Raw genomic sequence first — 21,676 nt, forward strand, 5'->3', positions numbered from 1 at the left:
AGCCCCACCAGCAGCGCCTGCCCATCCGGCCCCACACGAAACTCCCCATACCGCGCCCTCTCGAACCGCGCCCCCTGCCCCTCCTGGAAGAAGTACGCATCGGTGGACACCTGGGCCTGCACGCCGCCCCAGCGCGACGGCACGGTCTGGAAGCGCAGCAGTTGCTCACCGCTGGCCAGGGCCTCGCCCGTGTGCAGGCGCACGAGGGTGGCTTCGCCGCGTGCGTCGCGGCGGATCACGGCCACTTGCTCGCGCGCGGGCTCGATGCCTTGCTGGAGACGTGCCTCGCGGATGGCGTCGGCGATGGCGAAATTCAGGGCCATGTAGTCGCCTTGCATGAGTGAACGCGGATCGACGGGCGCCAGGCGCAGGTAGACGGTGTCGCCGTGCGCCAGCAGCCGTTCCTTGCCGGTGATGGCGAAGGCGGCCAGCCCGAGCGTGAGAACCCATGCCAACAATATCCAGCGTTTCATGCTTGTCTCCTTGCGCTATCGGCATGCAGCGCCATGCGCAGCAGGAGCACGGCAATGCCGGCGCCAGCGAGCGTGGCGGACTTGATCAGCAGCGTCCAGTGCAGCGCGCTGTAGTACCAGACAAAGCCGATGCCGAGCGCGGCGACGGCCAGCCCCAGCCAGGGCAGCGAGCCGCGGCGCAGCGCCAGTCCCAGCGCCAGCGCCGCGGCAACCACCGCGGGCGCCCCGGCCAGCAACGCGCTGAACAGCACCACGCCGAGCAGCGCTGCGGCACGCACCGGCGGGCGCAGCCGCAGGCGCCCCGCCTCGGCAAGCACAAACGCAGCGAGCACCGCACCGCACAAGGCCCCCGCCAGCCAGTAGTTGCCGGTGTGGCGTCCGGTGTCGGCATCGAACAGCAACGCGTGTGGCAGGCCCAGGCCGGTCACCATCAGGGCCGCGCCAAGCGCAAACAGCAGCGTGGCGTCCGCGGCCGGCTCGAGCCAGCCGTGCAGGCCTGCGGCACAGAGCCGCCCTTCCGCGAGCACGAAGCCAGTGAGCAGCGTCAGCGCGAATGGCGCCAGCCAGCCCAGGGAGAAGCTCATCGCCTCCCAGACATGGCGCAGGCCCGGCGTCATGGCCAGGTGCAGCGCCAGGGCCACGCCAGTCCACACGCCCAGCGCCGCCAGGAAACGATGCAGCCGGTTGCCGACCAGCACATAAAGCACGGCTTCGAACAATGCCAGCGCGCCCCAGAAGCCTGCGGACTCAAGCAGGCGGCTGACGCCATAGGCCTCGCTCGCGCCGTACACGAGCAGGCCCTGGCCGCTCAGGCTGACGGCCAGCGCGAATTGTTCGAGCGCCGTAGCGCCCGCGCGCCGCCGGTACAGCACCGCGGCAAGCGCGATCATCGCCGCACCGCACAGCATCATCGCCGTCTGGTTATTGCGCGCGGCCACAAAGACCGAGCCGAGCAGGAAGACGAGGAAGAACACCGCGCCCAGCCAGCCGGCCAGGCCCATCAGCAGTCGCACCGCCCATGGCGTGCGGGCTTGCGCTTGCGCGGGCTGCCCTTGCACCAGTCCGCGCGTGGCAAGGTCCTGCCACATTGCCTGCACTGCGTATCGATCGCTGATCATGCCGGTTCTCCCTTGGCCGCGCCGCGTGCATCGGCCAGTCCATGCTGCCGGTAGGCGCGCAGCAACCATGCTGCCGCCGCGGCGGACAGGCCGATGGTCAGCAGCCCCAGGATCAGGAAGGCGCCGAATCCCGCGCGATTGACATCCAGCAGCAGGCGCGCGACCGCGGTCACCAACAGCACGAGGGTGGCAAGACTGGCCAGGCTGAGCGCCACCACATCGAAGGCCCTCAGCCGGAACCAGGCGAGCAGCACGCCCAGCGTCAGCAAGGCCACGCCGAACATGGCGGCGTCGAAGCGGCTGTGCAGGAGGCTGGCGAGGCCCAGCCAGCCGGCATAGCCGCCCGCCAGCGCAACAAGGATGCGCGCGCCGGCCAGGCCGCGAAAGCCAAGCGCAGGCGCCATCGCGCACAGCGCGAACCACAACGCAAGCTGCAACAGCGTGGCCGCCAGCAGCGATAGCGCGGTCGCCCGCTCGCCAGCCGCCCCAAACAGCAGGTCAAACATGGCACCCACACCCAGGCGGACACTGAAGTACCGCAGCAGCGCCACATTGGCCAGCACGATCACCACCCACCAGTGCGGCGCCGCGCGCGCGGCCAGTGCCCAGGGGATCGCCAGCAATGCCCACAAGGCGAACAATTGCCAGGCATCGGCACCGGTCTGGTACACCTGCCCGATCACGGCCAGCAGCACACCGGCAACCACCTGTGCGCCGCACAGCGCGGCGCGGCCAGCCAGGTCGGCCGGCGGTCGCAAGCAGGCGAATCCCGCCAGCAGGGTCAGCGCCGCTGCCAGCAAGCCAAATTTGGCGAACTTGTGCAGGTCTTGCCAGTTGAAGGCAAAGAACACGATCACGCCGGTGCACAGCAAGGCTGCGCCCAGCACCAGCAAGGCACGGTCAAGCCAGGTGCGCCAGCCAGCCGCGTCCGGCTCGGTGCCTGGCCAGGCGGCGGCCACGCCGTCGGCACCAAGCACGCCTTGCTCGCGCCAGTCGGCCAGCGCCTGCCGCACGGCCCGCCGGTCCTGGAAGGGTTGCATTGAAGATGGCTGCATGGGTGCCCTATGTGATGGATGCGCCAGTGCACTGTAGCAAAGGAGCGGGCCGCCGCGGCGCTTTCCTTGCGCGCACGGCCACAGATGACAGTCACCCCCGCGCTGGCGCTTTGCGCCCGCGGGCCGGGCCGGTATGCTGTGCGTTTTTCCAATCCAGCCACGCCTAGCGCGCCCCGCCATGACCCTCGGTATCCTCGCCGCCATTCACGATGAAGTCGACGGCCTGATCGCCGCCATGCGCCACGACGATGCCCGCTCCACCGTGCAGCGCATCGGCATGCGCGACTATCACGTGGGGCATCTCCACGGCCAGCGCTGCGTGCTGGTGCTTGCGCGCATGGGCAAGGTGGCCGCTGCTGCCACCACGGTGACCCTGGTGCGCGAGTTCGGCGTGGACGAAATCGTCTTCACCGGGCTGGCCGGCGGCATCGGGGCCGATACGCGCGTCGGGGATGTCGTGGTGGCGGACCGCACGCTGCAGCACGATCTGGACGCGCGCCCGTTCTTCGGACGGCATGAAGTGCCCCTGCTCGAACGCGCCGAATTTCCCACCGACCCCGCGCTGACCGCCGCGCTGCGCGAAGCCGTGTCCGGCTATCTGCGCGAAGACCTGCCCGGCGCCGTGCCGGCGGACGTGCTGGGCCGCTTCGGCGTGAGCGCGCCAGCGCTGCACGTGGGCATGATTGCCAGCGGGGATCAGTTCATCGGCTCGCCCGCCGCGGCGGCCGAGTTGCGCGAGCGTTTGCCCGGCGTGCTGGCGGTGGAAATGGAAGGCGCCGCGGTGGGGCAGGTCTGCCATGAATATGGCGTGAAATATGCGGTAATGCGGACCCTATCGGATCGGGCAGACGATAGTGCACATGTGGATTTTGCCGCGTTCCTGACCGAAGTGTCCAGCCATTATTCGAGCGGGGTTTTGAGGCGGTTTCTGGAACTGCGCGGGTAAGGGGAGATTTTCGATCGGAGATTCGGATGGCTCGTATTTAAACCCGGCATCCACTTTGAATCAAACGTCGGGGCACCGACTACCGCCCCCTGACAACACCCCAGACGCCCACCAGCACGCCTGCTCCCAGGATCGCCGCAAACCAGCCCGCCATCTGCCCGGCCACAAACCAGCGCAAGCCCTGCCCGCCGTAAAACGCGGCCAGTGCCCCCAACGCCCCGAACAGCATCGCCGCCAGCAGGCTGACCCGGCCCGCCGGGTGCAGCGACCGCGCCGCCAGCCCGACCAGCACCCCTACCACCAGCGTACCCAACATCACTTTCCCCTGTATTCCTGAAATCGCGGCTTGCTTCGACTGCCCCCGACTGCCCCCCCTGAAGGCCGCGCGTGGCCATAACAATACGGTAATGCCGGGCTTCACCCATCCGTACCACGGCAATATCCGCGCCGGGCGCTATAATGTAGCCCGGTTCGGCGGCGCTTTGCGCCGGAATCCGCGCTTGAATTCATGCCCGGATTGCACCTGACTCCCGCGCTGAGGCCTGCAAAGCCGCTGCCCGGAGCCCGGCCAGAGAGACATGCACCCCACCATGCAACTGCTCGCGATCGGTATCAATCACACCACGGCGCCCGTTTCGCTGCGCGAACGGGTGGCGTTTCCGCTCGAGCAGATCAAACCCGCGCTGGGCGCCTTGCGCACCCACCTGGCGGGCAGGAACGGCACCGAAGCCGCCATCCTCTCCACTTGCAACCGCACCGAGATCTACTGCGCGACCGATGTGCTGGTCTCGGGGTCGGAAGGCTTCGAGCACACGCTGCGCTGGCTGGCGCAGCATCATAACGTGCCGGCCGGAGAACTCGCGCCCCACCTCTATTCCCTGCCGCAGTCGGAAGCCGTGCGCCACGCGTTCCGGGTAGCCAGCGGGCTGGATTCGATGGTGCTGGGCGAAACCCAGATCCTGGGCCAGTTGAAGGATGCGGTGCGCACCGCCGGCGAAGCCGGCGCGCTAGGCACCTACCTGAACCAGTTGTTCCAGCGCACCTTCGCGGTGGCCAAGGAAGTCCGCGGCCAGACCGAGATCGGCGCGCATTCGGTGTCCATGGCGGCCGCCGCAGTACGCCTGGCCCAGCGGATCTTTGAAAGCGTCTCGACCCAGCGCGTGCTGTTCATCGGCGCCGGAGAGATGATCGAGTTGTGCGCGACGCACTTTGCGGCGCAAACGCCGCGTCAGATCGTGGTGGCCAACCGCACCGTGGAGCGCGGCGAAAAGCTCGCCGAGCAACTTGCCGGCCAGGGCCTGACCACCGAAGCGATCCGCCTGTCGGACCTGGGCGCCCGCCTGCACGAGTTCGACATCGTGGTGTCGTGCACCGCCAGCTCCCTGCCCATCATCGGGCTGGGCGCGGTGGAGCGCGCGGTCAAGCTGCGCCGCCATCGTCCCATCATGATGGTGGACCTGGCCGTGCCACGCGACGTCGAGCCCGAAGTCGCGCGCCTGGATGACGTCTTCCTGTACACCGTGGACGACCTCGGTGCCATCGTGCGCGAGGGCAACGCCATGCGCCAGGCCGCCGTGGCCCAGGCGGAAGCCATCATCGAGAGCCGCGTGCAGAACTTCATGCACTGGCTGGAAACCCGCAGCGTGGTGCCGGTCATCCGCGACCTGCAGGCGCAGGGCGAGGCCATGCGCCAGGCCGAACTGGAGCGCGCGCGCCGCATGCTGGCGCGCGGCGACGACCCCGAGGCCGTGCTCGAAGCCCTGTCCGGCGCGCTGACCCGCAAATTCCTGCACGGCCCCACCCATGCGCTGAACCACACCCAGGGCGACGACCGCGAAACCCTGCTGCGCCTGGTGCCGGGCCTGTTCCGCCACAGCAGCCACTCCGAGCGCTAGCCGCGCTCACCTCGGCCGCGCGTGTCCTGCGCGTGGCCAGCCTTGCGTTGCCCCGGCCCGTTCCGCCGCTCCGCGCGCAGCCTCAGCCCTGCAACATTTCGCACCCACCGTTTCATCGCGTCCCCGGATATCCATGAAAGCCAGCATGCTCACCAAACTCGACCAACTGGCCGAGCGGCTCGACGAAGTCAACGCCCTGCTAGCGCGCGAGGACGCCACCGCCAAGATCGACCAGTACCGCAAGCTCACCCGCGAGCATGCCGAACTGTCTCCGGTGGCCGAGCAGTATGCGCAGTATCGCCAGGCGCAGGACGACCTTGCCACCGCGCAGGCGCTGCTGGACGATCCCGAGATGAAGGAGTTCGCCGCCGACGAAATCACCGCGGCCCGCGAACAGCTGGAAACGCTGGAAGGCAGCCTGCAGAAACTACTTCTGCCCAAGGACCCCAACGACGACCGCAACCTGCTGCTCGAAATCCGCGCCGGCGCGGGCGGCGAGGAAAGCGCGCTGTTCGCGGCCAACCTGCTGCGCATGTACACGCGCTACGCCGAGCGCCAGCGCTGGCAGGTGGAGGTCATGAGCGAATCCCCGTCGGACCTGGGCGGCTACAAGGAAGTGATTATCCGGATCGCCGGCGATGCGGCGTTTTCCAGGCTCAAGTTCGAATCCGGCGGCCATCGCGTGCAGCGCGTACCGGCCACCGAGGCGCAGGGACGCATCCATACGTCCGCCTGCACGGTGGCGGTGATGCCAGAAGCCGATGAGGTGGGCGAGATCGAGATCAATCCCTCCGACCTGCGCGTCGATACCTTTCGCGCCTCGGGCGCCGGCGGCCAGCACGTCAACAAGACCGATTCGGCGGTACGCCTCACCCACCTGCCCACCGGCATCGTGGTGGAATGCCAGGACGACCGCAGCCAGCACCGCAACAAGGACAAGGCCATGAAAGTCCTGGCCGCCCGGTTGATGGACCAGAAGCTGCGCGCGGCCCAGGCGCAAGAAGCCAGCACCCGGCGCAACCTGATTGGCACCGGAGACAGAAGTGACCGCATCCGCACCTACAATTTTCCGCAGGGGCGGGTGACCGATCACCGGATCAACCTGACGCTCTACAAAATCGACATGATCATGGACGGCGACCTGGACGAGCTGTTGTCCGCTCTGGCCGCGGAACACCAGGCCGATCAATTGGCGGCACTCGGCGAGGGACATTAACAGCGAATCAAGGCGCGGCATTACCACGTTATTGCGAAGAAATAGCTATCGCCGGGGTAATCATTCAAATCGCGAGGCATAAATCGAGATATCCGAAGGAAAACCTTTGTATCTGTTGTAAATGCTTGCAACATCACTAGCGTGCCATTTTTCGCTGTCTATAATCCTTTTCGACCGAGCCGCCATCCAGAGGTCGGCGTGTCGCCACTCTAAAACGGACAAAAAGGACGAAATCATGAAGAAATTGCTCGCGCTGCTGATGATCACCGCCGCCATGGCCGCTTGCGGCAAGAAGGAAGAAGCTCCGGCCACGCCGAGCGCCGAAAGCGCCATGCAGAACGCCGCCGAATCCGCCAAGGCCGCCGCCAGCGATGCCGCAGCCGCCGCCGGCCATGCCGCCGATGCCGCCAAGGCTGCCGCGAACAGTGCAGCCTCCGATGTCTCGGCCGCTGCCGACAAGGCCAAGGCAGACGCCGACAACGCCATGGCAAAGGCCAAGGAAGCTACCAAGGACGCCGTCAACGCCGGTGCCGACAAGGCCAAGGACACCGTCAACAAGTAATTCCCGCACCTTACGCGTTTCACGCTGCCCGCAGCGATCGCGCGGGCGGCCCGAAAATGCCCGCCGCTCAGGCAAGCGCGTTACACTGCAAACCCCGTCCGGGCGCCTCCCGACGGGGTTTTGCTTTTCCCTTGATCGTTTTCGCTTCCGGTCTTCCGTCTTGCGCCCCGTTGCGCGACTCGCCCTGCCCCGCCGCCCCATGTCCAGCACCCAGTCCAACGCCTCCTCCGCAGCCGCCGGCCCGCATGCCGCCACGCCAGTCGCCTTGCCTGATGTGGCCACTGTGCGTGAAGTCCTGGCGGTGGCTGCCACGGCGGGATTGCCGGCGCTCGAAGCGCGGCTGCTGGTGAGCCACGTCACCGGGTTGTCCCGCACGCAGTTGATCACCCGCGATAACGAAACGCTGAGCCCCGTCCAGCGCGAAAGCATCGCGGCCCTGCTGGGGCGCCGCTTGGCCGGGGAGCCGGTGGCCTACCTGCTGGGTGAACGTGAATTCTTCGGGCGCGGCTTCCGCGTCACGCCCGATGTGCTGATTCCGCGCCCGGACACGGAAATCGCCGTGGAAGCCGCCTTGAAGCTGCTGGCCCCGTTGCCAGCCCCGCGCGTGCTCGACATGGGCACCGGCTCCGGCGCGCTGGCTGTCACCCTTGCATGCGAGCGCCCCGACGCCGAAGTCTGGGCCACCGACATATCGCCCGGCGCCCTGCAGGTTGCCGAAGGCAACGCACGCGCGCTCGGCGCCGCCAATGTGCGCTTTCTCGCCTCCGACTGGTATGCCGGGCTGCCCGGCGGCCTGCGCTTCGACCTGATTGTCAGCAATCCGCCCTATATCGCCGCCGGCGACCCGCACCTGGCCCAGGGCGACCTGCGCTTCGAGCCGATCGACGCGCTGACCGATCACGGCGATGGTTTGTCCGACCTGGCCGCCATCGTGGCCGGCGCGCGCGCGCGCCTGCACGCGGGTGGCTGGCTGCTGATGGAACATGGCTATGACCAGGGCCAGGCTGCGCGCGACCTGCTGGCCGCGGCCGGCATGACGGAAATCTTCACCGCGCGCGACCTGGCGGACCACGAGCGCTGCACCGGCGCGCGGCTGCAACCCGCGTCCGGGGCGGGCGCCTGAAGCAAGCGGCCGATTCCGGTAAAATCAATCGCTTGCAGGCGCGTACATCACGCGCCCTCCGATTTCCAGATGGCGGCGCCCGAACCGGCACCGCATTCAACCGTAAAGAGACATCATGAGTGACGTGCAGCAAAAGATCGACCAGATCGTCAAGGGCAGCCCGGTGGTCCTGTTCATGAAGGGCACCGCCCAGTTCCCTATGTGCGGCTTCTCCGGCCGCGCCATCCAGATCCTGAAGGCCTGCGGCGTTGACGCGCCGACCACGGTCAATGTGCTGGAAGACGAAGGCATCCGCCAGGGCATCAAGGAATACGCCAGCTGGCCGACTATTCCGCAGCTCTACGTGAACGGCGAATTCGTCGGCGGCTCGGACATCATGATGGAGATGTACCAGAACGGCGAACTGCAATCGCTGCTCAAGGCCTGAGCGCGCGATGACCGCAGCGGGTGACGCCAAGCCGCGGCGCATCGTCGTCGCGATCACCGGCGCCACCGGCGCGGTCTACGGGGTCCGCCTGGTACAGATACTCAGTGCTGCGCCCGGCATCGAAACCCACCTGCTGATTTCGCCGGCAGGCGTGATGAACCTGCAGCACGAGCTCGACATGGGCAAGGCCGAGGTGGAAGCGTTTGCCCACGTCGTCCACAACGTGCGCGATATCGGCGCGACCATCGCCAGCGGCTCCTTCGCAGCCCACGCGATGGTGGTGGCGCCCTGCTCCATGCGCACGCTGGCGGCGGTGGCCCACGGCATGTCCGACAACCTCATCACCCGCGCCGCCGACGTCACGCTCAAGGAGCGCCGCAAGCTGGTGCTGATGGTGCGCGAAACGCCGTTGAATCTCGCGCACCTGCGCAATATGATCGCCGTCACCGAGATGGGCGGCATCATCTTCCCCCCGGTCCCCGGCTTCTACCAGAAGCCGCAGAGCGTGGCCGAACTGGTCGACCACACCGTTGGCCGCGTGCTGGACCTGATCGACGTACCGCAGACACTGGCGCCGAGCTGGGCCGGACTCAACGGCCAGGCCTGAATCCTGGCGGCAGGCGCCTGCGGTGCCCGCCGTCAATGCCAGTAGCGATAACGGCGGCCGTATCCGCCGTAGTAGCCGTAACCACCGTAATAGCCCGGGCTCACCACCACCGCGGGCGCGGCATAAACCGGTGCGGGCGCAACGGCAACCTCGCCGCCATAGCCCGGATAAGCCGGGTACACCGCGCAGCCGCCCAGCATGGCGGCGCCTGCTACTGCGATTCCCATCATCCACGTCTTCATTTCATCGTCCTTGCGGCTTTGTGTAGCCTTAAGAACGTTATACGGGGCAGCTTTGTAATACAGGGTCAACGCCCTGTAACCCTTGTTACGAATCGCAACGTTTAGGCGAAGGTAAAAAACCGCGCGCCTACCCTAAACCTCAAACCTGACGCCCTGCGCCAACGGCAACGCATCCCCATAATTCACCGTATTGGTAGCCCTGCGCATATACCCCTTCCATGCATCCGACCCGGATTCCCGCCCGCCACCGGTAGCCTTCTCCCCACCAAACGCCCCGCCAATCTCCGCCCCGCTGGTCCCGATATTCACATTGGCGATCCCGCAATCGCTCCCCGCGGCCGACATGAAGCGTTCCGCCTCGCGCAGCGACTCGGTGAAGATGCAAGACGACAAGCCATGCTCCGACGCATTGTTCAGCGCGATGGCTTCCTCCAGCGTGGTGTAGGGCATCACATAGAGAATCGGCGCGAAGGTTTCCGTCAGCATCGTCTCGTGCTGGCGATCGGTCAGCACCAGCGCCGGCCGCACATACTCGGCGTTGGGGAAACGCTCCGCCAGCACGCGCTCGCCGCCGTGCACGGTGTTGCCGTGCACGCGGCACCGGAGCAGCGCGCGAGCCATGGCGGCACCGGCAGCGCCATCGATCAATGGGCCGACCAGGGTCGACTCGGCGAGCGGATCGCCCACCTGCAGGCGGCCGAACACCTGGACCAGCCGCGACGTCACGGCTTCCAGCACATCGACATGCACAAAGGCGCGGCGCAACGAAGTGCAGCGCTGCCCCGCGGTGCCGGCGGCGGAGAACGTCATGGCGCGGATGGCCAGTTCAAGATCGGCCGACGGCGCGATGATCGCGGCATTGTTGCCGCCTAGCTCCAGGATGGAGCGCTTGAAGCGTTCGGCGCAGGCAATGCCCACTTCGCGGCCCATGCGGGTGGAGCCCGTCGCGCTGATCAGCCGCACATCGGCATGCTCGACCAGCTGCTGGCCCAGCGCCTGACCGCCAGGGAGCACCGTGGCGATGCCAACGTGCTGCGGCGCCGCGATCTCCAGCACGCCGTCCAGCAAGCCTTGCATCGCCAACGCGCACAGCGGGGTCTTCTCCGACGGTTTCCAGATCACCCCGTTGCCGCACACCAGCGCCAGCGCCGCGTTCCAGGCCCATACCGCCACCGGGAAGTTGAAGGCAGAGATGACGCCGCACAGGCCATAGGGATGCCAGGTCTCGCGCATCGCATGCTGGGGCCGCTCGGAAGCGATGGTCAGGCCGTGCAGCTGGCGCGACAGGCCAACCGCGAAGTCGCAGATGTCGATCATCTCCTGCACCTCGCCCAGCCCTTCCTGCAGAATCTTGCCGGCTTCGAGCGAGACCAGTTGCCCGAGATGCTTCTTGTGCTCGCGCAGGACTTCGCCAAAGCGCCGCACGACTTCGCCCCGCACCGGCGCAGGCACCAGGGCCCAGCTTGCCTGCACCGCGCGGGCGCGCCCGATGCGCGCATCGGCCTCAGGCAAAGTGCATGCGGGCAGATGCCCGAAGGCCTCGCCGTCGACGGGTGAGCGCACCGGCAATGCGCCGGCCGGACCTTCGCCGTCGCGCCAGGGCGCCGTCAGCCCGATGGCCTGCCAGCAGGCCGCGAATTCCTTTGCTTTCATGCCATTGCCCCTTGAAGCGGATGACGGGTGTAGTGTCGGCCGAAACGGTTGGCCAGGAAAGTGTCCAGCGGCATCGCCTCCTGCGGCACGAAGCCGGCCTGCGGCAGCTCACCGCCGGCAACCAGGTCCAGCGCCGTGCAAATGCCGGCCGCCGTGGTGAGCTGGATCGCGTTGACGTGGCCCGCGGCCGTATCGGCACCGCCGATGCGCACCGAGAACGACGCCTGCGTCAGCGGACCGCGCCCGCCCTTGGCGCCCGCTGCATAGCCGGTTGCGTTGGCGAACACGATCACCACATCCTGCCGCGTGGCGGGAATCGCGCTTTCGAATATCTCCCGCATCCAGTCGCGGCGCTCGCGCAGGCGCAGGTCGTTGAGCAGCAGCTTCATCACCGCGCAGTGCCCCGGATACCGGATCGACTTGTAGTCCACGTCGCGCGCCCGGCCAGCCAGTGTCTCGGGCAAGGTGCCGAGCCCGCCAGACGTATTAAAGGCTTCGTACTCGATGCCGTCCAGCGAGAAACTCTCCAGCCCTTCCAGCGCGGGCACTTCCACGCGGCGGCCATCGACGATGGCTTCGCACGGATTGCAGTATTCGTTGATCAGCCCTTCCGTGCTCCAGGTCAGGTTGTACTTGAGCGCGTTGCTCGGGTAGCGCGGCAGCGCGCCAACGCGCATCTTCAGGTCGAGCAGTTCGCCGCCGCCACGCAGGAAGCGCTGGGCGAGGTCGTTGCCGACCACGCCGATAAAGCCCGGTGCGAGCCCGCACTGCGGCATCAGCACGGAGCGCGCGCCTTCGGCGAGCCGGCGCACTGCATGGGTGGCGGCAACATCTTCGGTCAGGTCGAAATAGTGCACGCCGAGGCTGGCCGCGACCGTGGCCACGGCGACGGCGGCATGGAACGGCAGCGCGTTGAGCACGGCATCCGCGCCGCCCAGCAGGCAGGCGCAATCCTGGTCCTGGCCCGGGTCGGCGACGCGCACGGCGATGCCTTCGGGCAGGCCTTCGAGGTGGGCGGGTTCGCGGTCGACCAGGGTGACGCGGTAGTCGCCGCTGTCATGCAGCATGACGGCGATGGTGCGGCCGATCTTGCCTGCGCCCAGCACGACCACGCGTATCTGCGTCTGCCTGGCATTGCGGGCCGGGGTGACGGGGGCGGCCGGGCTGGCGGGCTGCACGGCGGGCGCCGCGGCTTGCGTGGTTTGTCCAGTCTGGTCCGGTTGGCCGGTCGGCGTGATGCAGGTCATGATGTCCCTCGCGGAAAGTGTGGATCGGCCTTCGTTCGTGCCTGAAGTATGGTTGCGGGCAAAGTCAGAATGAAGGGACAAGATTGACGAAAAGGCCTCACAATCGAACGAATCGACGAGACTATCGGTTGAATCGTCAAGACCGCCTTGTTTTCTGCCTTCGCGAACCGCGCCAAGCCCATGACCGAACTCGACCAGACCGACCGCCACCTGCTCTCCCTGCTGCAGGCCAACGCGCGCGAGAACGCCGCCAATCTCGCGCGCAAGCTCGGCATTGCCCGCACCACCGTGGTGGCGCGGATCGCGCGGCTCGAACGCGACGGCGTGATCGCCGGCTATGGCGTGCGGCTTGGCAAGGAGATGGAAGACAATGCCATCCTGGCGTTCTGCGGCATGTCGGTGGTGCCGAAGACCGCGCCGGCGGTGGTGCGGGCGCTGCAGCGCTTTCCCGAGATCGAGGAGCTCAATTCAGTCAGCGGCCCCGTGGACTACATGGCGGTGATCCGCTGCGACACGCATGCCCGCCTGGACAAGCTGCTCGACGAAATCGGCGCGCTGGAGGGCGTCAACCACACCACCACGTCGATCGTGCTGGCGCGCAAGATCGACCGGCGCCGGGCCGCGGGCTGACGCAGCGGCGAAAGCGCAAAAGGCTTATGCTGCACAACTTGGCAGGCAGCCGGGACATCCCGGAAAACCATCCAGATCAGGAGAGCAAGACGATGAGCAATCGCATTCGAGTCGCCGTGGGCGGCGTGACCGGCTGGGCCGGCGGCGAACTGGCGCGCGGCGTGGCGCACGCGGACGACATGACGCTGGTGGCCGGGCTGTCGCGCGGCGCCGCCGGGCAGACCCTGGCCGAACTGACCGCGCACAAGGGCACGCCCGGCGTGGCGGTGGCCAGCATCGACGAGCTGGCGGACGGCGCCTGCGACGTCTATGTGGAATACACCAAGCCGGACGTCGCCAAGCGCAACATCCTGCAGGCGCTGGCAAAGGGCGCGCACGTGGTGGTGGGCACGTCGGGGCTGTCGGACGAGGACTACGCCGAGATCGACGCCGCCGCGCGCCAGGCCGGGCGCGGCGTGCTGGCCTGCGGCAACTTCGCCATTACCGTGGTGCTGCTGCAGAAGTTCGCCGAGATGGCCGCGCGCCACCTGGAGCACTGGGAGATCATTGACTACGCCAAGGCCGGCAAGATCGATGTGCCCTCCGGCACGGTGCGCGAACTGGCGTATCGCCTGGGGCAGGTCCGCGAAGCCGCGCAAGTGGTGCCCCTCGACCAGGTCAAGGGCCCGAAGGAAACCCGCGGCGCGACCCTGTCCGGCAGCCAGGTGCACGCGGTGCGGCTGCCTGGGTACCAGCTGGGCGTGGAGGTGATCTTTGGCGCCGACGGGCAACGCCTGCACCTCAAGCATGAGGCCGGCGACGGCTCCAAGCCTTATGTGTCCGGTGCGCTGCTGGCGATCCGCAAGGTGCGCACAGTGACCGGGCTGGTGCGCGGACTGGACAAGGTGATGGAAGGGCTTTGAGGTTTGCTTGCCTCTCGCCCTGAGGGGAGAGACGAGCAAACGCAAGCGGGCACGTCGGGCGGCGCTGGCGCGCCCTCTCACCACTTCCCGTCCTTCCCCTTCTTCGCCTCCGCCTTGCTCGCCGGCGCCGCCTGCGCCGCCGAAGCGGCATTGGGATTGAGCTGTTGCGCCATGGCCTTGTCCTGGTCGGCCATCAGCACGCGGGCCTGGGGCAGCAGCATTTCGATGGTGCCGTTGTTGGGATCCTCCGGAATGGCGTAAAGCTCCACGGTCAGCGGCTTCCTCATCCAGCCGGCATGCGTGCTCTTGACGGGCTGGCCGGCCTTGTCCTTCATGTCCACCTGTTCCGAGCGGAAGGGCTTGCCGTAACGCGCGGTCAGGCTGTCCACCGCCGACTTCTCGGAGCGCACGCCATCGGTCGGCACGATCAGCCCGACCAGGGCATTGCGGTCCACAAAGGCGACTACGTGCGGGCCGTCCATGAAGGCGGGCCGCTTGTCGCGCGGTACGCCGACCTGGCGCATCACGCCGTCGCCGCGCACTTCGACGCACAGGGCGGTCACGTCGCGGCCATCGGGGGTGCGCTTGTCGGCGCAATCGGGCAGCGTGGGCAGCGGGCTGCCGATCTCCAGGCTCTCGAGCATCGGCGCCAGTTTGTCGGCGGCGCCATCCTTGGGCGCGGCGTCCGCCCAGGGCGAAACCAGCAGCAGGCTGGCAAGGGCCAGCCCGGCGAGGGGGTATTTCATCCAGACTCCTGAGAAAAGCTCCGGATTGGAGCGCCCCCTGCGCGCGTGGTTCCTGCCGGCACCCACAAGGTGGCAAGGCAGGCACTGCGCCGGGGGTTAATGCGACATATTCAGCACGGCATTAGCCAGCACTGCCAGCAAGACTAACAGCAACCCCCACAACAGCAGCCGCGGCACCCGGCTGGGCGGCAGTTGCCGCCGCGGCGAGCGCGCCGATGGCGGCAGCGATGAACGCAGCCGGGTATGGCCGTGCAAGCCGCGCGTATGCCACACCGTATCCGGGCCGAGATCGCGCACGGCGGTGCTTTCCTTGCCCGGCGGTTTCTGCGGCGGCACGCCCGGCGCGCCTTGCCGGCGGCGCCGCGCGCTCGGCGGACGTTGGGCGCCGGTGCTGCCCGGCGGTCGTTGCGTGGCCATCTGTGCTCCCCGGTTCATCGTGCCGGCGCGGGTCCTGGTGTGCCGCCGGTACACAGCGTCGGGCACCTGGCCCGCGCGCCGCTCATGTTAAGGCAAAGCGGCGCCGCAAAACCGTGGCTTCGCCGGCCTTATGTGGCCGGCGCCACTTTTCGCGTGACGCTCAGCGCTTCGCGGCGGAAGGTATGCGCGACATGGTGGTAAAACGGATGCGGGCAGAACTGGCGCGCGAGGAAGGAAGCCAGCAGCGAAGCGGCCAGCAGGAAGAGCGTGAGATCCTGCGAGCGCGTCATCTCCATCACGATCACGCTGGCCGTGATGGGTGCCTGGGTGGCGGCCGCCAGGAAGGCCGCCATCGACACCAGCGCCAGCACGCGGGGCTCGGTCATGCCGCCGAAGATGTGGCCGACCCACTGCGCCACATTGGCGCCGATGCCGGAGCCGATCGCCAGCGAGGGCGTAAAGATGCCGCCGGGAATGCCCGCGAAATACGACACCACGGTGGCCACCAGCTTGGCGATGCCGAACCACAGCGTGCTGTGCGGCTCGCCGTTGATCAGCCCGGCGGCCTGCTCGTAGCCAGTGCCGAAGGTCGCGCCGCCGGTGGACCAGCCGATCACCGCCGCCACCAGGCCGCACAGGAATGCCACCAGCACCGGATGCTCCACCGGCCAGCCGCGCAGCCGCGCCGGCAGCAGCGCCGGCACGCCGCCGATCAGCAGTTTGGCGAACAGGCCGCCGAGCACGCCATTGACCAGCGCGCACAGCAGCACCGGCCCCCAGGCGTCGTGCAGCGCAAGGATCGGCGTCTTGACGATGAAATACGGGTTGTTGCCCAGGATCGCCAGCGACAGGAAGCCGGCGGTCAGCACGCCCGAGAGCACCAGCCGGTCCCAGCGCACGGCAGTGCCGCGGCCAAGTTCCTCGATGGCGAATACCACGCCGGCCAGCGGCGTATTGAAGGCCGCGGCCAGGCCGCCGGCTGCGCCGGCGGCGATCAGTGCATTGGGATGGAAGCCGATGCGGAACTGCAGGCGCTCGTGGCACCAGCGGCCCCAGGCCAGCATGGCGGCGGCGCCCACCTGCACCGAGGGGCCCTCCCGCCCGATCGACGCGCCCGCCAGCAAGCCGCCCGTCGTCAGCAGCACTTTCCACATCGACTGGCGGAACGATACCAGCACGGTCTGCGCCGGCCCGGAGGGCGGCAGGTTGACCGCCGCGATCACTTGCGGAATACCGCTGCCGCGCGCCTGCGGCGCCAGCCGGATGGTGAGCCAGCGCAGCGCGGCCAGCCCGAATGGCAGCAGCACGAAGGCCAGCCACGGCGTACCGGCGGTCAGCTGGTAATTCCAGCGCAGCGCCACTTCGGCAATCCACGCGAATATCAGCGAGAACAGCGCCACGCAGCCAGCGCCGCACATGAAGACAGCGTAGCGCAGGGTGGTTCGGGAGATGCGCCACATCTGGCGCGATTTGCGGCCGGCGGCAAGGCGGGCGCGGCGGCGCAGGGCATGCAGGCGATCGGTTTCGGCGCTGGGATCGCGCCGGGGACCGGCAAGGGGCTCTTGGTGCGGATCAGGCTCGGAGTCGTTCATGGCGCGGCGGGCGTGGGCAAGAGAACGCCGTGACGGGCCCGAGGGCCGAATGCATCACGGCGTGACAAAACTATACGCCGATCGCCGCCAGCCGCTCTGCGCTCGGCGCTCGCAATGGCGCTGCGCCACAACTGCCGCCGCTTGCCTGGCTCGCTTGCGCTCAGTCCAGGCTGATGTTGTTGGCGCGGATGACCTTGCCCCAATGCTCGCGGTCCGCTTCGATATAGCGGTCGATCTCGGCCTGGGTGCGCGGTTGCTGGATCACCAGCCCCAGCGCGCCGAAGGTGGCGCGGAACTGCGGGTCCTTGAGCACATGCGCGGCCGCGGCCTGCAGCTTTGCCACGGCCTCGGGCGGGGTCTGCGCGGGCACGGCGAGGCCGAACCAGGTCGCGGCCTGGAAGTTGGGATAGCCGCTCTCCGCCACGGTGGGTACATTGGGCAGCACTTCCAGCCGGGTGCGGCCGGTCACCGCCAGTGCGCGCAGCTTGCCGCCCTTGATGTGCGGCAGCGAGGTGCTGACCACATCCACCATCAGCTGCACGTCGTTGGCGAGCAGCGCCGACAGCGCCGGCGCGCTGCCGTTGTATGGAACGTGAGTGACCGAGATGCCGAGTTCGGTCTTTAGCATTTCGGTGGCCAGCTGCAGCGCGTTGCCGAGCCCGACCGAGGCGTAGTTGAGCTTGCCGCCGCTGGCCTTGGCATACGCAGCGAACTCGCGGATGTTGGTGGCCGGCACCTGGTTGTTGGTCACCACCACCAGCGGCGCCTCGGCGCCGATGGTGAAGATCTTGAAGTCGCGCGGCGGATCGTAGGCGATCTTCTTGTAGAGCATCGGGTTGAGCACCATGCTGCCATTGGTGGCCAGCACCATGGTGTAGCCGTCCGCCGGCGCGCGCGCCACGCTCTGCGTGCCGATCATGGTGGCGGCGCCGGGACGGTTCTCCACCACCACCGTCTGCTTCAGTTCGCGGCTCATGCCATCAGCCAGCCCGCGCCCGAACTGGTCGGTCGAGCCGCCCGGCGTATAGGGCACCACCAGCTTGATGGGGCGGTCGGGATAGGCGGCCACGGCCAGTTGCGCACAGGCCAGGATGGCAACGCCAGCGCAGGCGCGCCATCCGGTTTTCCAGCATTGCATGGCTAGTCTCCTTGGTTTTTTCTGATGTTCCTGGTCTTGCCGGTATGTCTTGGCTACGCCGCGCTCAAACCCGCCGCGTGCGCCCCTCCCAGTATTTGTCACGCAGGCGGCGCTTGGCCAGCTTGCCGGTATCGTCGCGCGGCAGTTGCGCTTCCACCACGATGGTGCGCGGCACCTTGAAGCCTGAGAGGCGCTGGCGCAGCCATTCGATGATCGCGCTCTCCTCCAGCGTGGCGCCCTGCACCGGCTGCACCATGGCCAGCAGGCGTTCGCCATACTCGTCGTCGGGCACGCCGAACACCACGCAATCGGCCACGCCGGGATAGCGCACCAGTTCGTGCTCGATCTCTGCCGGGTAGATGTTCACGCCGCCGGAGATCACCATGTCGGAGGCGCGGTCGCAGATGAAAAGGTAGCCATCGGCGTCGAGATAACCCATGTCGCCCAGGCTCACCAGGCCGCCGCGGTCGATGGCTCGGCGGGCTTCGTCATTGTTGCGGTAGGTGAAGTCGGGGTAAGCAGGCTGCCGCACATAGACCAGCCCGATCTCGCCGGGCGCGCAGGCCTTGCCCTGCTCGTCGAGGATGCGGACTTCGCCGTCGTCGACCGGGCGGCCGGCGGTGCCGGGCTTGGCCATGGCGTCGGCCGGCGTGGCCACGGTGATCATGCCGGCCTCGCTCGATGCATAGGTTTCATGGATGACCGGGCCGAACCAGTCGATCATGGCGCGCTTGACCTCGGGCGCGCACGGCGCGCCGGTCGACGCGACGAAGCGCAGCGAGGAGAGGTCGTAGCGCGCACGCATCTCCGGCGGCACCTTGAGCATGCGCACATACATGATGGGCACGAGGTAGAGCACGTCGATGCGGTGCTTCTCCACCAGCGCCAGCACCTGCTCCGGATCGAAGCGCGCGCACAGCACCAGGCGCTCGCCGAGCTGCAGCGCGTTCTGGATGAACACGCCCGGCGCGCTGTGGTACAGCGGCGCGGCCATCAGCGCGCGGGTGCCCTCCACGATGCCCATGGTCTGCGCCACCACGGAACGCATGCGCGCGAGCTGGGTTTCCAGCGTGGCCAGCGGCACCGCGGCGCGCAGCACGCCCTTGGGGCGGCCGGTGGTGCCGGAGGTGTAGGCCATGTGGCCGCGCGGCGCCACGCGCGGGCCGTCGTACGGCGACTGCGCATCGAGCCAGCTTTCATAGTCGGTGGCGCCTGCCGCGCTGTCCTTGCCCGGCACCGCGACCGCCAGTACCTGCACGCCCTCGGGCACCGCCGCGCGCACGCCGTCCAGCAGATCGGCATGGACGATCAGCGCCCTGGCGCCGCTGTCGGCCATCAGGAAGCGGATTTCCTCGGCGGTGAAGTGCCAGTTGATGGGGCAGTAATAGATGCCGGCCGTCCGGCAGGCGTGGACGATATCGGCAAAGACCGGATCGTTGCGCAGCAGCACCGCGACCACGTCGCCTTCGTTGAGCCCAAGCGCGCGCAAGCCGCCAGCCAGGCGCGTGCCCCGCTCAAGCAGGTCGGCGGCGGTAAGGCAGGTATCTTCGAACCAGAGGTCGGCGGCCATTATTCGTTATCTCCAGATTGGTCGGGTGTCGGGGCAGGCGTGGGTGCATTCACCGTGCGCGCGGCGCGGTCGGCGGCGTTCCTCGCGGCGATGCGTTCGCGCGCGGCCTGCCATTCGGCATCGCCCCAGCCCAGGTATTGCTTGAAGTAAGCGCCGTTGGCGAGCCAGTCTCCGCCATCCAGCGCAATGGTCTGTCCGTTGATCCACGAGTTGTCGCGGGCCAGCAGGAAGGCGGCGAGGTTGCCGATGTCCTGCGGCTGGCCGATGCGACCGGTGGGGTTCTGGCCGCTCAGCTGGTCTTGCTGCGAATCCTGCGGGCGCAGGCGCGCGCCCGCGCCTTCGGTGGGGATCACGCCCGGCGCGATGGCGTTGCAGCGGATGCCGTGGCGGCCCCACTCCACCGCCAGCGACTTGGTCATCGCATCCACGCCGGCCTTGGACATCGCGGACGGCACCACGAAGGGCGAGCCGGTCCAGACCCAGGTCACCACGATGGAGAGCACCGAACCGGGATGGCCGTCGCGGATCCAGCGCTTGCCCACCGCTTGCGTCATGTAGAAGGTGCCGCGAAAGACGATGTCGGAGATGGCGTGAAAGCCATTGGGCGAGAGGTCCTCGGTGCGGCTGATGAAGTTGCCGGCGGCGTTGTTGACCAGGCAGTCGAGCGGGCCGTGTTGGGTCCAGATGGTCTCGATCATGGCGTCCACGGCGGCGGCATCGCGGATGTCCACCGCGTGGGTCACGACCTTGACGCCGTGCTGCTGCCGCAACGACCCGGCGGCCTCTTCCAGCACCGGCAGCCGGCGCCCGCACAGGTGAAGCTCCGCGCCCAGCCCGGCCAGGCGCTCGGCCATGATCAGACCCAGCCCGGTACCGCCGCCGGTGATCAGCACACGCTGGCCAGCGAAAAGATCGTTCTTGAACATGGTGTCTCCTGCTTTTTGTTCGCGTCGTTGGCGTCGTTGGCGTCATTGCGCCCGCCTGGCCCCGCTCCCGGCAATCCGGCAGGGAACGGACACTGTAGCCCTGACGCCCGGTATCGACAATTCCCCTGCGGCGACTCACAATGTTGCGCCATACGCGACAATACTCCTGGGAATCCCGGATGGACCTCAACCTGATCCAGGCCTTCGTCGACATCGTCGAGGCCGGCAACTTGTCCGAGGCGGGACGGCGGCGCGGCGTCACGCGCTCGCAGGTCAGCCGCCAGCTGCGCGAACTGGAACACCAGGCCGGCGCGCAGTTGCTGCGCCGTACCACGCGCCGGCTGGAGCTGACCGAGCCTGGGCGCTCGCTGTACCAGCACGGCCTGCGCATCCTGCAGGAAGTGGCCTCGGCCCAGGCGGAGATCGACAGCCTGGGCACCACCCTGCGCGGCCACGTGCGCCTGAGCGTGCCGACCGGTCTGGGCGACACGTTCCTGGCCCCGCTGCTGCTGGAGTTCACAGGCCAGCATCCAGGCATCTCCCTGCGCGTATTCTTTGCCAACCGCGTGGTGGACCTGATCGCCGCCGAGATCGACGTGGCGCTCAAGGTCACCTCGCAGCCGCCGCTGGACCATGTGGCGCGCGACATCTGCGCGATCGACTGGCAGCTCTGCGCGTCGCCCGCCTACCTGGCGCGCAACGGCCCGCTAGCCGCCCCGGCCGACCTGGCGCGGTGCCAGTTCCTGTGCCCGCCCTACCCCGCGCGGCGCTTCGTCCTCACGCTCGACCGCGGCGAGCAGCGCGAGCAGGTGGAACTGATCCCGCACCTGCAGTCCGAGCATTTCCCCTTCCTGATGCGCGCGGTGCGCGACGGCCATGGCGTGGGCCTGCTGCCGGTCTATGCCGGCTGGGACGATGTGCGCGAGGGCCGGCTGGTGCCTGTGCTGACGGACTGGAAGCCGGAGGGCCTGGGCAGCCGCCTCTACATCATCACCACGCCCAACCTGCATCCATCGATGGCCACGCGCGCGCTGATCGACTTCCTGCGCACGCGGATTCCAGCCCTGGACGTATTCAACGATGCAATGCACCAGACACTTTGCTGATCCCCTGGTCTTTTCGTGTGGCCCCGGCGCCCCGCGATGCAAAGCGAGCCCCCCAGCGATGCGAAGCGAGCCCCCCAAGCGATGC

At 68.0% G+C, this 21,676-nt stretch carries 23 protein-coding genes; 10 read left to right on the top strand and 13 right to left on the bottom strand.

Features of this window, described 5'->3' with window-relative positions:
• From CF70_RS31905 to CF70_RS31915, 3 genes are all read right to left on the bottom strand, one after another.
• A partial coding sequence (locus tag CF70_RS31905; RefSeq protein ID WP_035875422.1) for a GDYXXLXY domain-containing protein occupies positions 1 to 473 on the bottom strand: 473 nt, incomplete at its 3' end.
• Positions 470 to 1,591, bottom strand: a complete 1,122-nt coding sequence (locus CF70_RS31910; protein WP_035875378.1) for a DUF4401 domain-containing protein — start codon at positions 1,589 to 1,591, stop codon at positions 470 to 472. The genes CF70_RS31910 and CF70_RS31905, both read right to left, overlap by 4 nt.
• Positions 1,588 to 2,631, bottom strand: a complete 1,044-nt coding sequence (locus tag CF70_RS31915; protein WP_035875381.1) for a DUF2157 domain-containing protein — start codon at positions 2,629 to 2,631, stop codon at positions 1,588 to 1,590. Before CF70_RS31915 ends, CF70_RS31910 begins: the two co-directional genes overlap by 4 nt.
• Positions 2,632 to 2,824: 193 nt before the next feature.
• Here CF70_RS31915 and CF70_RS31920 point away from each other — a divergent pair, with 193 nt between their 5' ends.
• Positions 2,825 to 3,592: a 5'-methylthioadenosine/adenosylhomocysteine nucleosidase gene (locus CF70_RS31920; protein WP_035875384.1), complete on the top strand. Its 768-nt coding sequence runs from the start codon at positions 2,825 to 2,827 to the stop codon at positions 3,590 to 3,592.
• Positions 3,593 to 3,671: 79 nt separating this feature from the next.
• Here the strand turns inward: CF70_RS31920 and CF70_RS31925 are convergent, their stop codons facing one another.
• Positions 3,672 to 3,908, bottom strand: coding sequence for a hypothetical protein (locus CF70_RS31925; RefSeq protein ID WP_035875388.1), 237 nt, complete (start codon positions 3,906 to 3,908; stop codon positions 3,672 to 3,674).
• 274 nt (positions 3,909 to 4,182) lie between these two features.
• Between CF70_RS31925 and hemA the strand changes: the two genes are divergently transcribed.
• From hemA to CF70_RS31960, 6 genes are all read left to right on the top strand, one after another.
• A complete protein-coding gene (hemA, locus tag CF70_RS31930; protein ID WP_035875423.1) occupies positions 4,183 to 5,487 on the top strand; it encodes a glutamyl-tRNA reductase in 1,305 nt (434 codons plus the stop codon).
• A gap of 133 nt (positions 5,488 to 5,620) precedes the next feature.
• Positions 5,621 to 6,703: a peptide chain release factor 1 gene (gene prfA / locus CF70_RS31935; RefSeq protein ID WP_035875391.1), complete on the top strand. Its 1,083-nt coding sequence runs from the start codon at positions 5,621 to 5,623 to the stop codon at positions 6,701 to 6,703.
• A gap of 235 nt (positions 6,704 to 6,938) precedes the next feature.
• Positions 6,939 to 7,265 carry a hypothetical protein gene (locus CF70_RS31940; RefSeq protein WP_035875393.1) on the top strand — a complete coding sequence of 109 codons (327 nt, stop codon included), beginning with the start codon at positions 6,939 to 6,941 and terminating at the stop codon, positions 7,263 to 7,265.
• A 199-nt stretch (positions 7,266 to 7,464) separates the two neighbouring features.
• Entirely contained in the window at positions 7,465 to 8,388 is a 924-nt protein-coding gene (prmC, locus tag CF70_RS31950) for a peptide chain release factor N(5)-glutamine methyltransferase (protein WP_051649328.1), read from the top strand.
• Positions 8,389 to 8,503: 115 nt separating this feature from the next.
• Positions 8,504 to 8,815: a Grx4 family monothiol glutaredoxin gene (gene grxD, locus CF70_RS31955; RefSeq protein WP_035875397.1), complete on the top strand. Its 312-nt coding sequence runs from the start codon at positions 8,504 to 8,506 to the stop codon at positions 8,813 to 8,815.
• Positions 8,816 to 8,822: 7 nt separating this feature from the next.
• Positions 8,823 to 9,422 carry a UbiX family flavin prenyltransferase gene (locus CF70_RS31960; protein ID WP_035875400.1) on the top strand — a complete coding sequence of 200 codons (600 nt, stop codon included), beginning with the start codon at positions 8,823 to 8,825 and terminating at the stop codon, positions 9,420 to 9,422.
• 32 nt (positions 9,423 to 9,454) lie between these two features.
• On the opposite strand, the gene CF70_RS31965 is transcribed toward CF70_RS31960, so the two are convergent.
• The 3 genes from CF70_RS31965 to CF70_RS31975 all read right to left on the bottom strand — a co-directional run bounded on the left by CF70_RS31965 (position 9,455) and on the right by CF70_RS31975 (position 12,564).
• Positions 9,455 to 9,649 (bottom strand): hypothetical protein, encoded by a 195-nt coding sequence (locus CF70_RS31965; RefSeq protein ID WP_414629494.1) that lies wholly within the window; start codon positions 9,647 to 9,649, stop codon positions 9,455 to 9,457.
• A 147-nt stretch (positions 9,650 to 9,796) separates the two neighbouring features.
• Complete coding sequence (locus CF70_RS31970) at positions 9,797 to 11,317, bottom strand: aldehyde dehydrogenase family protein (protein ID WP_035875407.1); 1,521 nt, start codon at positions 11,315 to 11,317, stop codon at positions 9,797 to 9,799.
• Positions 11,314 to 12,564, bottom strand: a complete 1,251-nt coding sequence (locus CF70_RS31975; RefSeq protein ID WP_235185297.1) for a saccharopine dehydrogenase C-terminal domain-containing protein — start codon at positions 12,562 to 12,564, stop codon at positions 11,314 to 11,316. Before CF70_RS31975 ends, CF70_RS31970 begins: the two co-directional genes overlap by 4 nt.
• Positions 12,565 to 12,744: 180 nt before the next feature.
• Here CF70_RS31975 and CF70_RS31980 point away from each other — a divergent pair, with 180 nt between their 5' ends.
• Both CF70_RS31980 and dapB read left to right on the top strand, forming a co-directional pair.
• Positions 12,745 to 13,194 carry an Lrp/AsnC family transcriptional regulator gene (locus CF70_RS31980; RefSeq protein ID WP_035875429.1) on the top strand — a complete coding sequence of 150 codons (450 nt, stop codon included), beginning with the start codon at positions 12,745 to 12,747 and terminating at the stop codon, positions 13,192 to 13,194.
• A gap of 92 nt (positions 13,195 to 13,286) precedes the next feature.
• Entirely contained in the window at positions 13,287 to 14,096 is an 810-nt protein-coding gene (gene dapB, locus CF70_RS31985) for a 4-hydroxy-tetrahydrodipicolinate reductase (RefSeq protein ID WP_035875431.1), read from the top strand.
• A gap of 77 nt (positions 14,097 to 14,173) precedes the next feature.
• Here dapB and CF70_RS31990 read toward each other — a convergent pair whose 3' ends face one another.
• The 6 genes from CF70_RS31990 to CF70_RS32015 form a co-directional block, all read right to left on the bottom strand.
• Entirely contained in the window at positions 14,174 to 14,842 is a 669-nt protein-coding gene (locus CF70_RS31990) for a hypothetical protein (RefSeq protein WP_035875409.1), read from the bottom strand.
• 96 nt (positions 14,843 to 14,938) lie between these two features.
• The gene (locus CF70_RS31995; protein WP_035875411.1) at positions 14,939 to 15,259 is read right to left on the bottom strand and encodes a hypothetical protein; all 321 of its coding nucleotides are present in this window, start codon (positions 15,257 to 15,259) and stop codon (positions 14,939 to 14,941) included.
• A gap of 128 nt (positions 15,260 to 15,387) precedes the next feature.
• Positions 15,388 to 16,851 carry a chloride channel protein gene (locus CF70_RS32000; protein WP_035875413.1) on the bottom strand — a complete coding sequence of 488 codons (1,464 nt, stop codon included), beginning with the start codon at positions 16,849 to 16,851 and terminating at the stop codon, positions 15,388 to 15,390.
• Between the two features lie 160 nt (positions 16,852 to 17,011).
• Positions 17,012 to 17,989: a Bug family tripartite tricarboxylate transporter substrate binding protein gene (locus CF70_RS32005; RefSeq protein WP_035875415.1), complete on the bottom strand. Its 978-nt coding sequence runs from the start codon at positions 17,987 to 17,989 to the stop codon at positions 17,012 to 17,014.
• 64 nt (positions 17,990 to 18,053) lie between these two features.
• Entirely contained in the window at positions 18,054 to 19,559 is a 1,506-nt protein-coding gene (locus CF70_RS32010; protein WP_035875417.1) for an acyl-CoA synthetase, read from the bottom strand.
• The gene (locus tag CF70_RS32015) at positions 19,559 to 20,485 is read right to left on the bottom strand and encodes an SDR family oxidoreductase (protein ID WP_035875419.1); all 927 of its coding nucleotides are present in this window, start codon (positions 20,483 to 20,485) and stop codon (positions 19,559 to 19,561) included. The genes CF70_RS32010 and CF70_RS32015 overlap by 1 nt, the downstream gene beginning before the upstream one ends.
• Before the next feature lie 179 nt (positions 20,486 to 20,664).
• Between CF70_RS32015 and CF70_RS32020 the strand changes: the two genes are divergently transcribed.
• Entirely contained in the window at positions 20,665 to 21,591 is a 927-nt protein-coding gene (locus CF70_RS32020; RefSeq protein WP_035875420.1) for a LysR family transcriptional regulator, read from the top strand.
• Positions 21,592 to 21,676 lie beyond the last annotated feature (85 nt).

Source organism: Cupriavidus sp. SK-3, assembly GCF_000611145.1.
Classification (GTDB): Bacteria; Pseudomonadota; Gammaproteobacteria; order Burkholderiales; family Burkholderiaceae; genus Cupriavidus.

Coding starts and splice junctions, on each gene's coding strand:
- CF70_RS31990 (WP_035875409.1), bottom strand. CDS start 14,842: ATGAAATACCCCCTCGCCGGGCTGGCCCTTGCCAGCCTGCTGCTGGTT.
- prfA (WP_035875391.1), top strand. CDS start 5,621: ATGAAAGCCAGCATGCTCACCAAACTCGACCAACTGGCCGAGCGGCTC.
- CF70_RS31915 (WP_035875381.1), bottom strand. CDS start 2,631: ATGCAACCCTTCCAGGACCGGCGGGCCGTGCGGCAGGCGCTGGCCGAC.
- CF70_RS31965 (WP_414629494.1), bottom strand. CDS start 9,649: ATGGGAATCGCAGTAGCAGGCGCCGCCATGCTGGGCGGCTGCGCGGTG.
- CF70_RS31940 (WP_035875393.1), top strand. CDS start 6,939: ATGAAGAAATTGCTCGCGCTGCTGATGATCACCGCCGCCATGGCCGCT.
- CF70_RS31910 (WP_035875378.1), bottom strand. CDS start 1,591: ATGATCAGCGATCGATACGCAGTGCAGGCAATGTGGCAGGACCTTGCC.
- CF70_RS31980 (WP_035875429.1), top strand. CDS start 12,745: ATGACCGAACTCGACCAGACCGACCGCCACCTGCTCTCCCTGCTGCAG.
- dapB (WP_035875431.1), top strand. CDS start 13,287: ATGAGCAATCGCATTCGAGTCGCCGTGGGCGGCGTGACCGGCTGGGCC.
- CF70_RS32015 (WP_035875419.1), bottom strand. CDS start 20,485: ATGTTCAAGAACGATCTTTTCGCTGGCCAGCGTGTGCTGATCACCGGC.
- prmC (WP_051649328.1), top strand. CDS start 7,465: ATGTCCAGCACCCAGTCCAACGCCTCCTCCGCAGCCGCCGGCCCGCAT.
- CF70_RS31920 (WP_035875384.1), top strand. CDS start 2,825: ATGACCCTCGGTATCCTCGCCGCCATTCACGATGAAGTCGACGGCCTG.
- CF70_RS31975 (WP_235185297.1), bottom strand. CDS start 12,564: ATGACCTGCATCACGCCGACCGGCCAACCGGACCAGACTGGACAAACC.
- CF70_RS31970 (WP_035875407.1), bottom strand. CDS start 11,317: ATGAAAGCAAAGGAATTCGCGGCCTGCTGGCAGGCCATCGGGCTGACG.
- CF70_RS32010 (WP_035875417.1), bottom strand. CDS start 19,559: ATGGCCGCCGACCTCTGGTTCGAAGATACCTGCCTTACCGCCGCCGAC.
- CF70_RS32000 (WP_035875413.1), bottom strand. CDS start 16,851: ATGAACGACTCCGAGCCTGATCCGCACCAAGAGCCCCTTGCCGGTCCC.
- CF70_RS31960 (WP_035875400.1), top strand. CDS start 8,823: ATGACCGCAGCGGGTGACGCCAAGCCGCGGCGCATCGTCGTCGCGATC.
- hemA (WP_035875423.1), top strand. CDS start 4,183: ATGCAACTGCTCGCGATCGGTATCAATCACACCACGGCGCCCGTTTCG.
- CF70_RS32020 (WP_035875420.1), top strand. CDS start 20,665: ATGGACCTCAACCTGATCCAGGCCTTCGTCGACATCGTCGAGGCCGGC.
- CF70_RS32005 (WP_035875415.1), bottom strand. CDS start 17,989: ATGCAATGCTGGAAAACCGGATGGCGCGCCTGCGCTGGCGTTGCCATC.
- grxD (WP_035875397.1), top strand. CDS start 8,504: ATGAGTGACGTGCAGCAAAAGATCGACCAGATCGTCAAGGGCAGCCCG.
- CF70_RS31925 (WP_035875388.1), bottom strand. CDS start 3,908: ATGTTGGGTACGCTGGTGGTAGGGGTGCTGGTCGGGCTGGCGGCGCGG.
- CF70_RS31995 (WP_035875411.1), bottom strand. CDS start 15,259: ATGGCCACGCAACGACCGCCGGGCAGCACCGGCGCCCAACGTCCGCCG.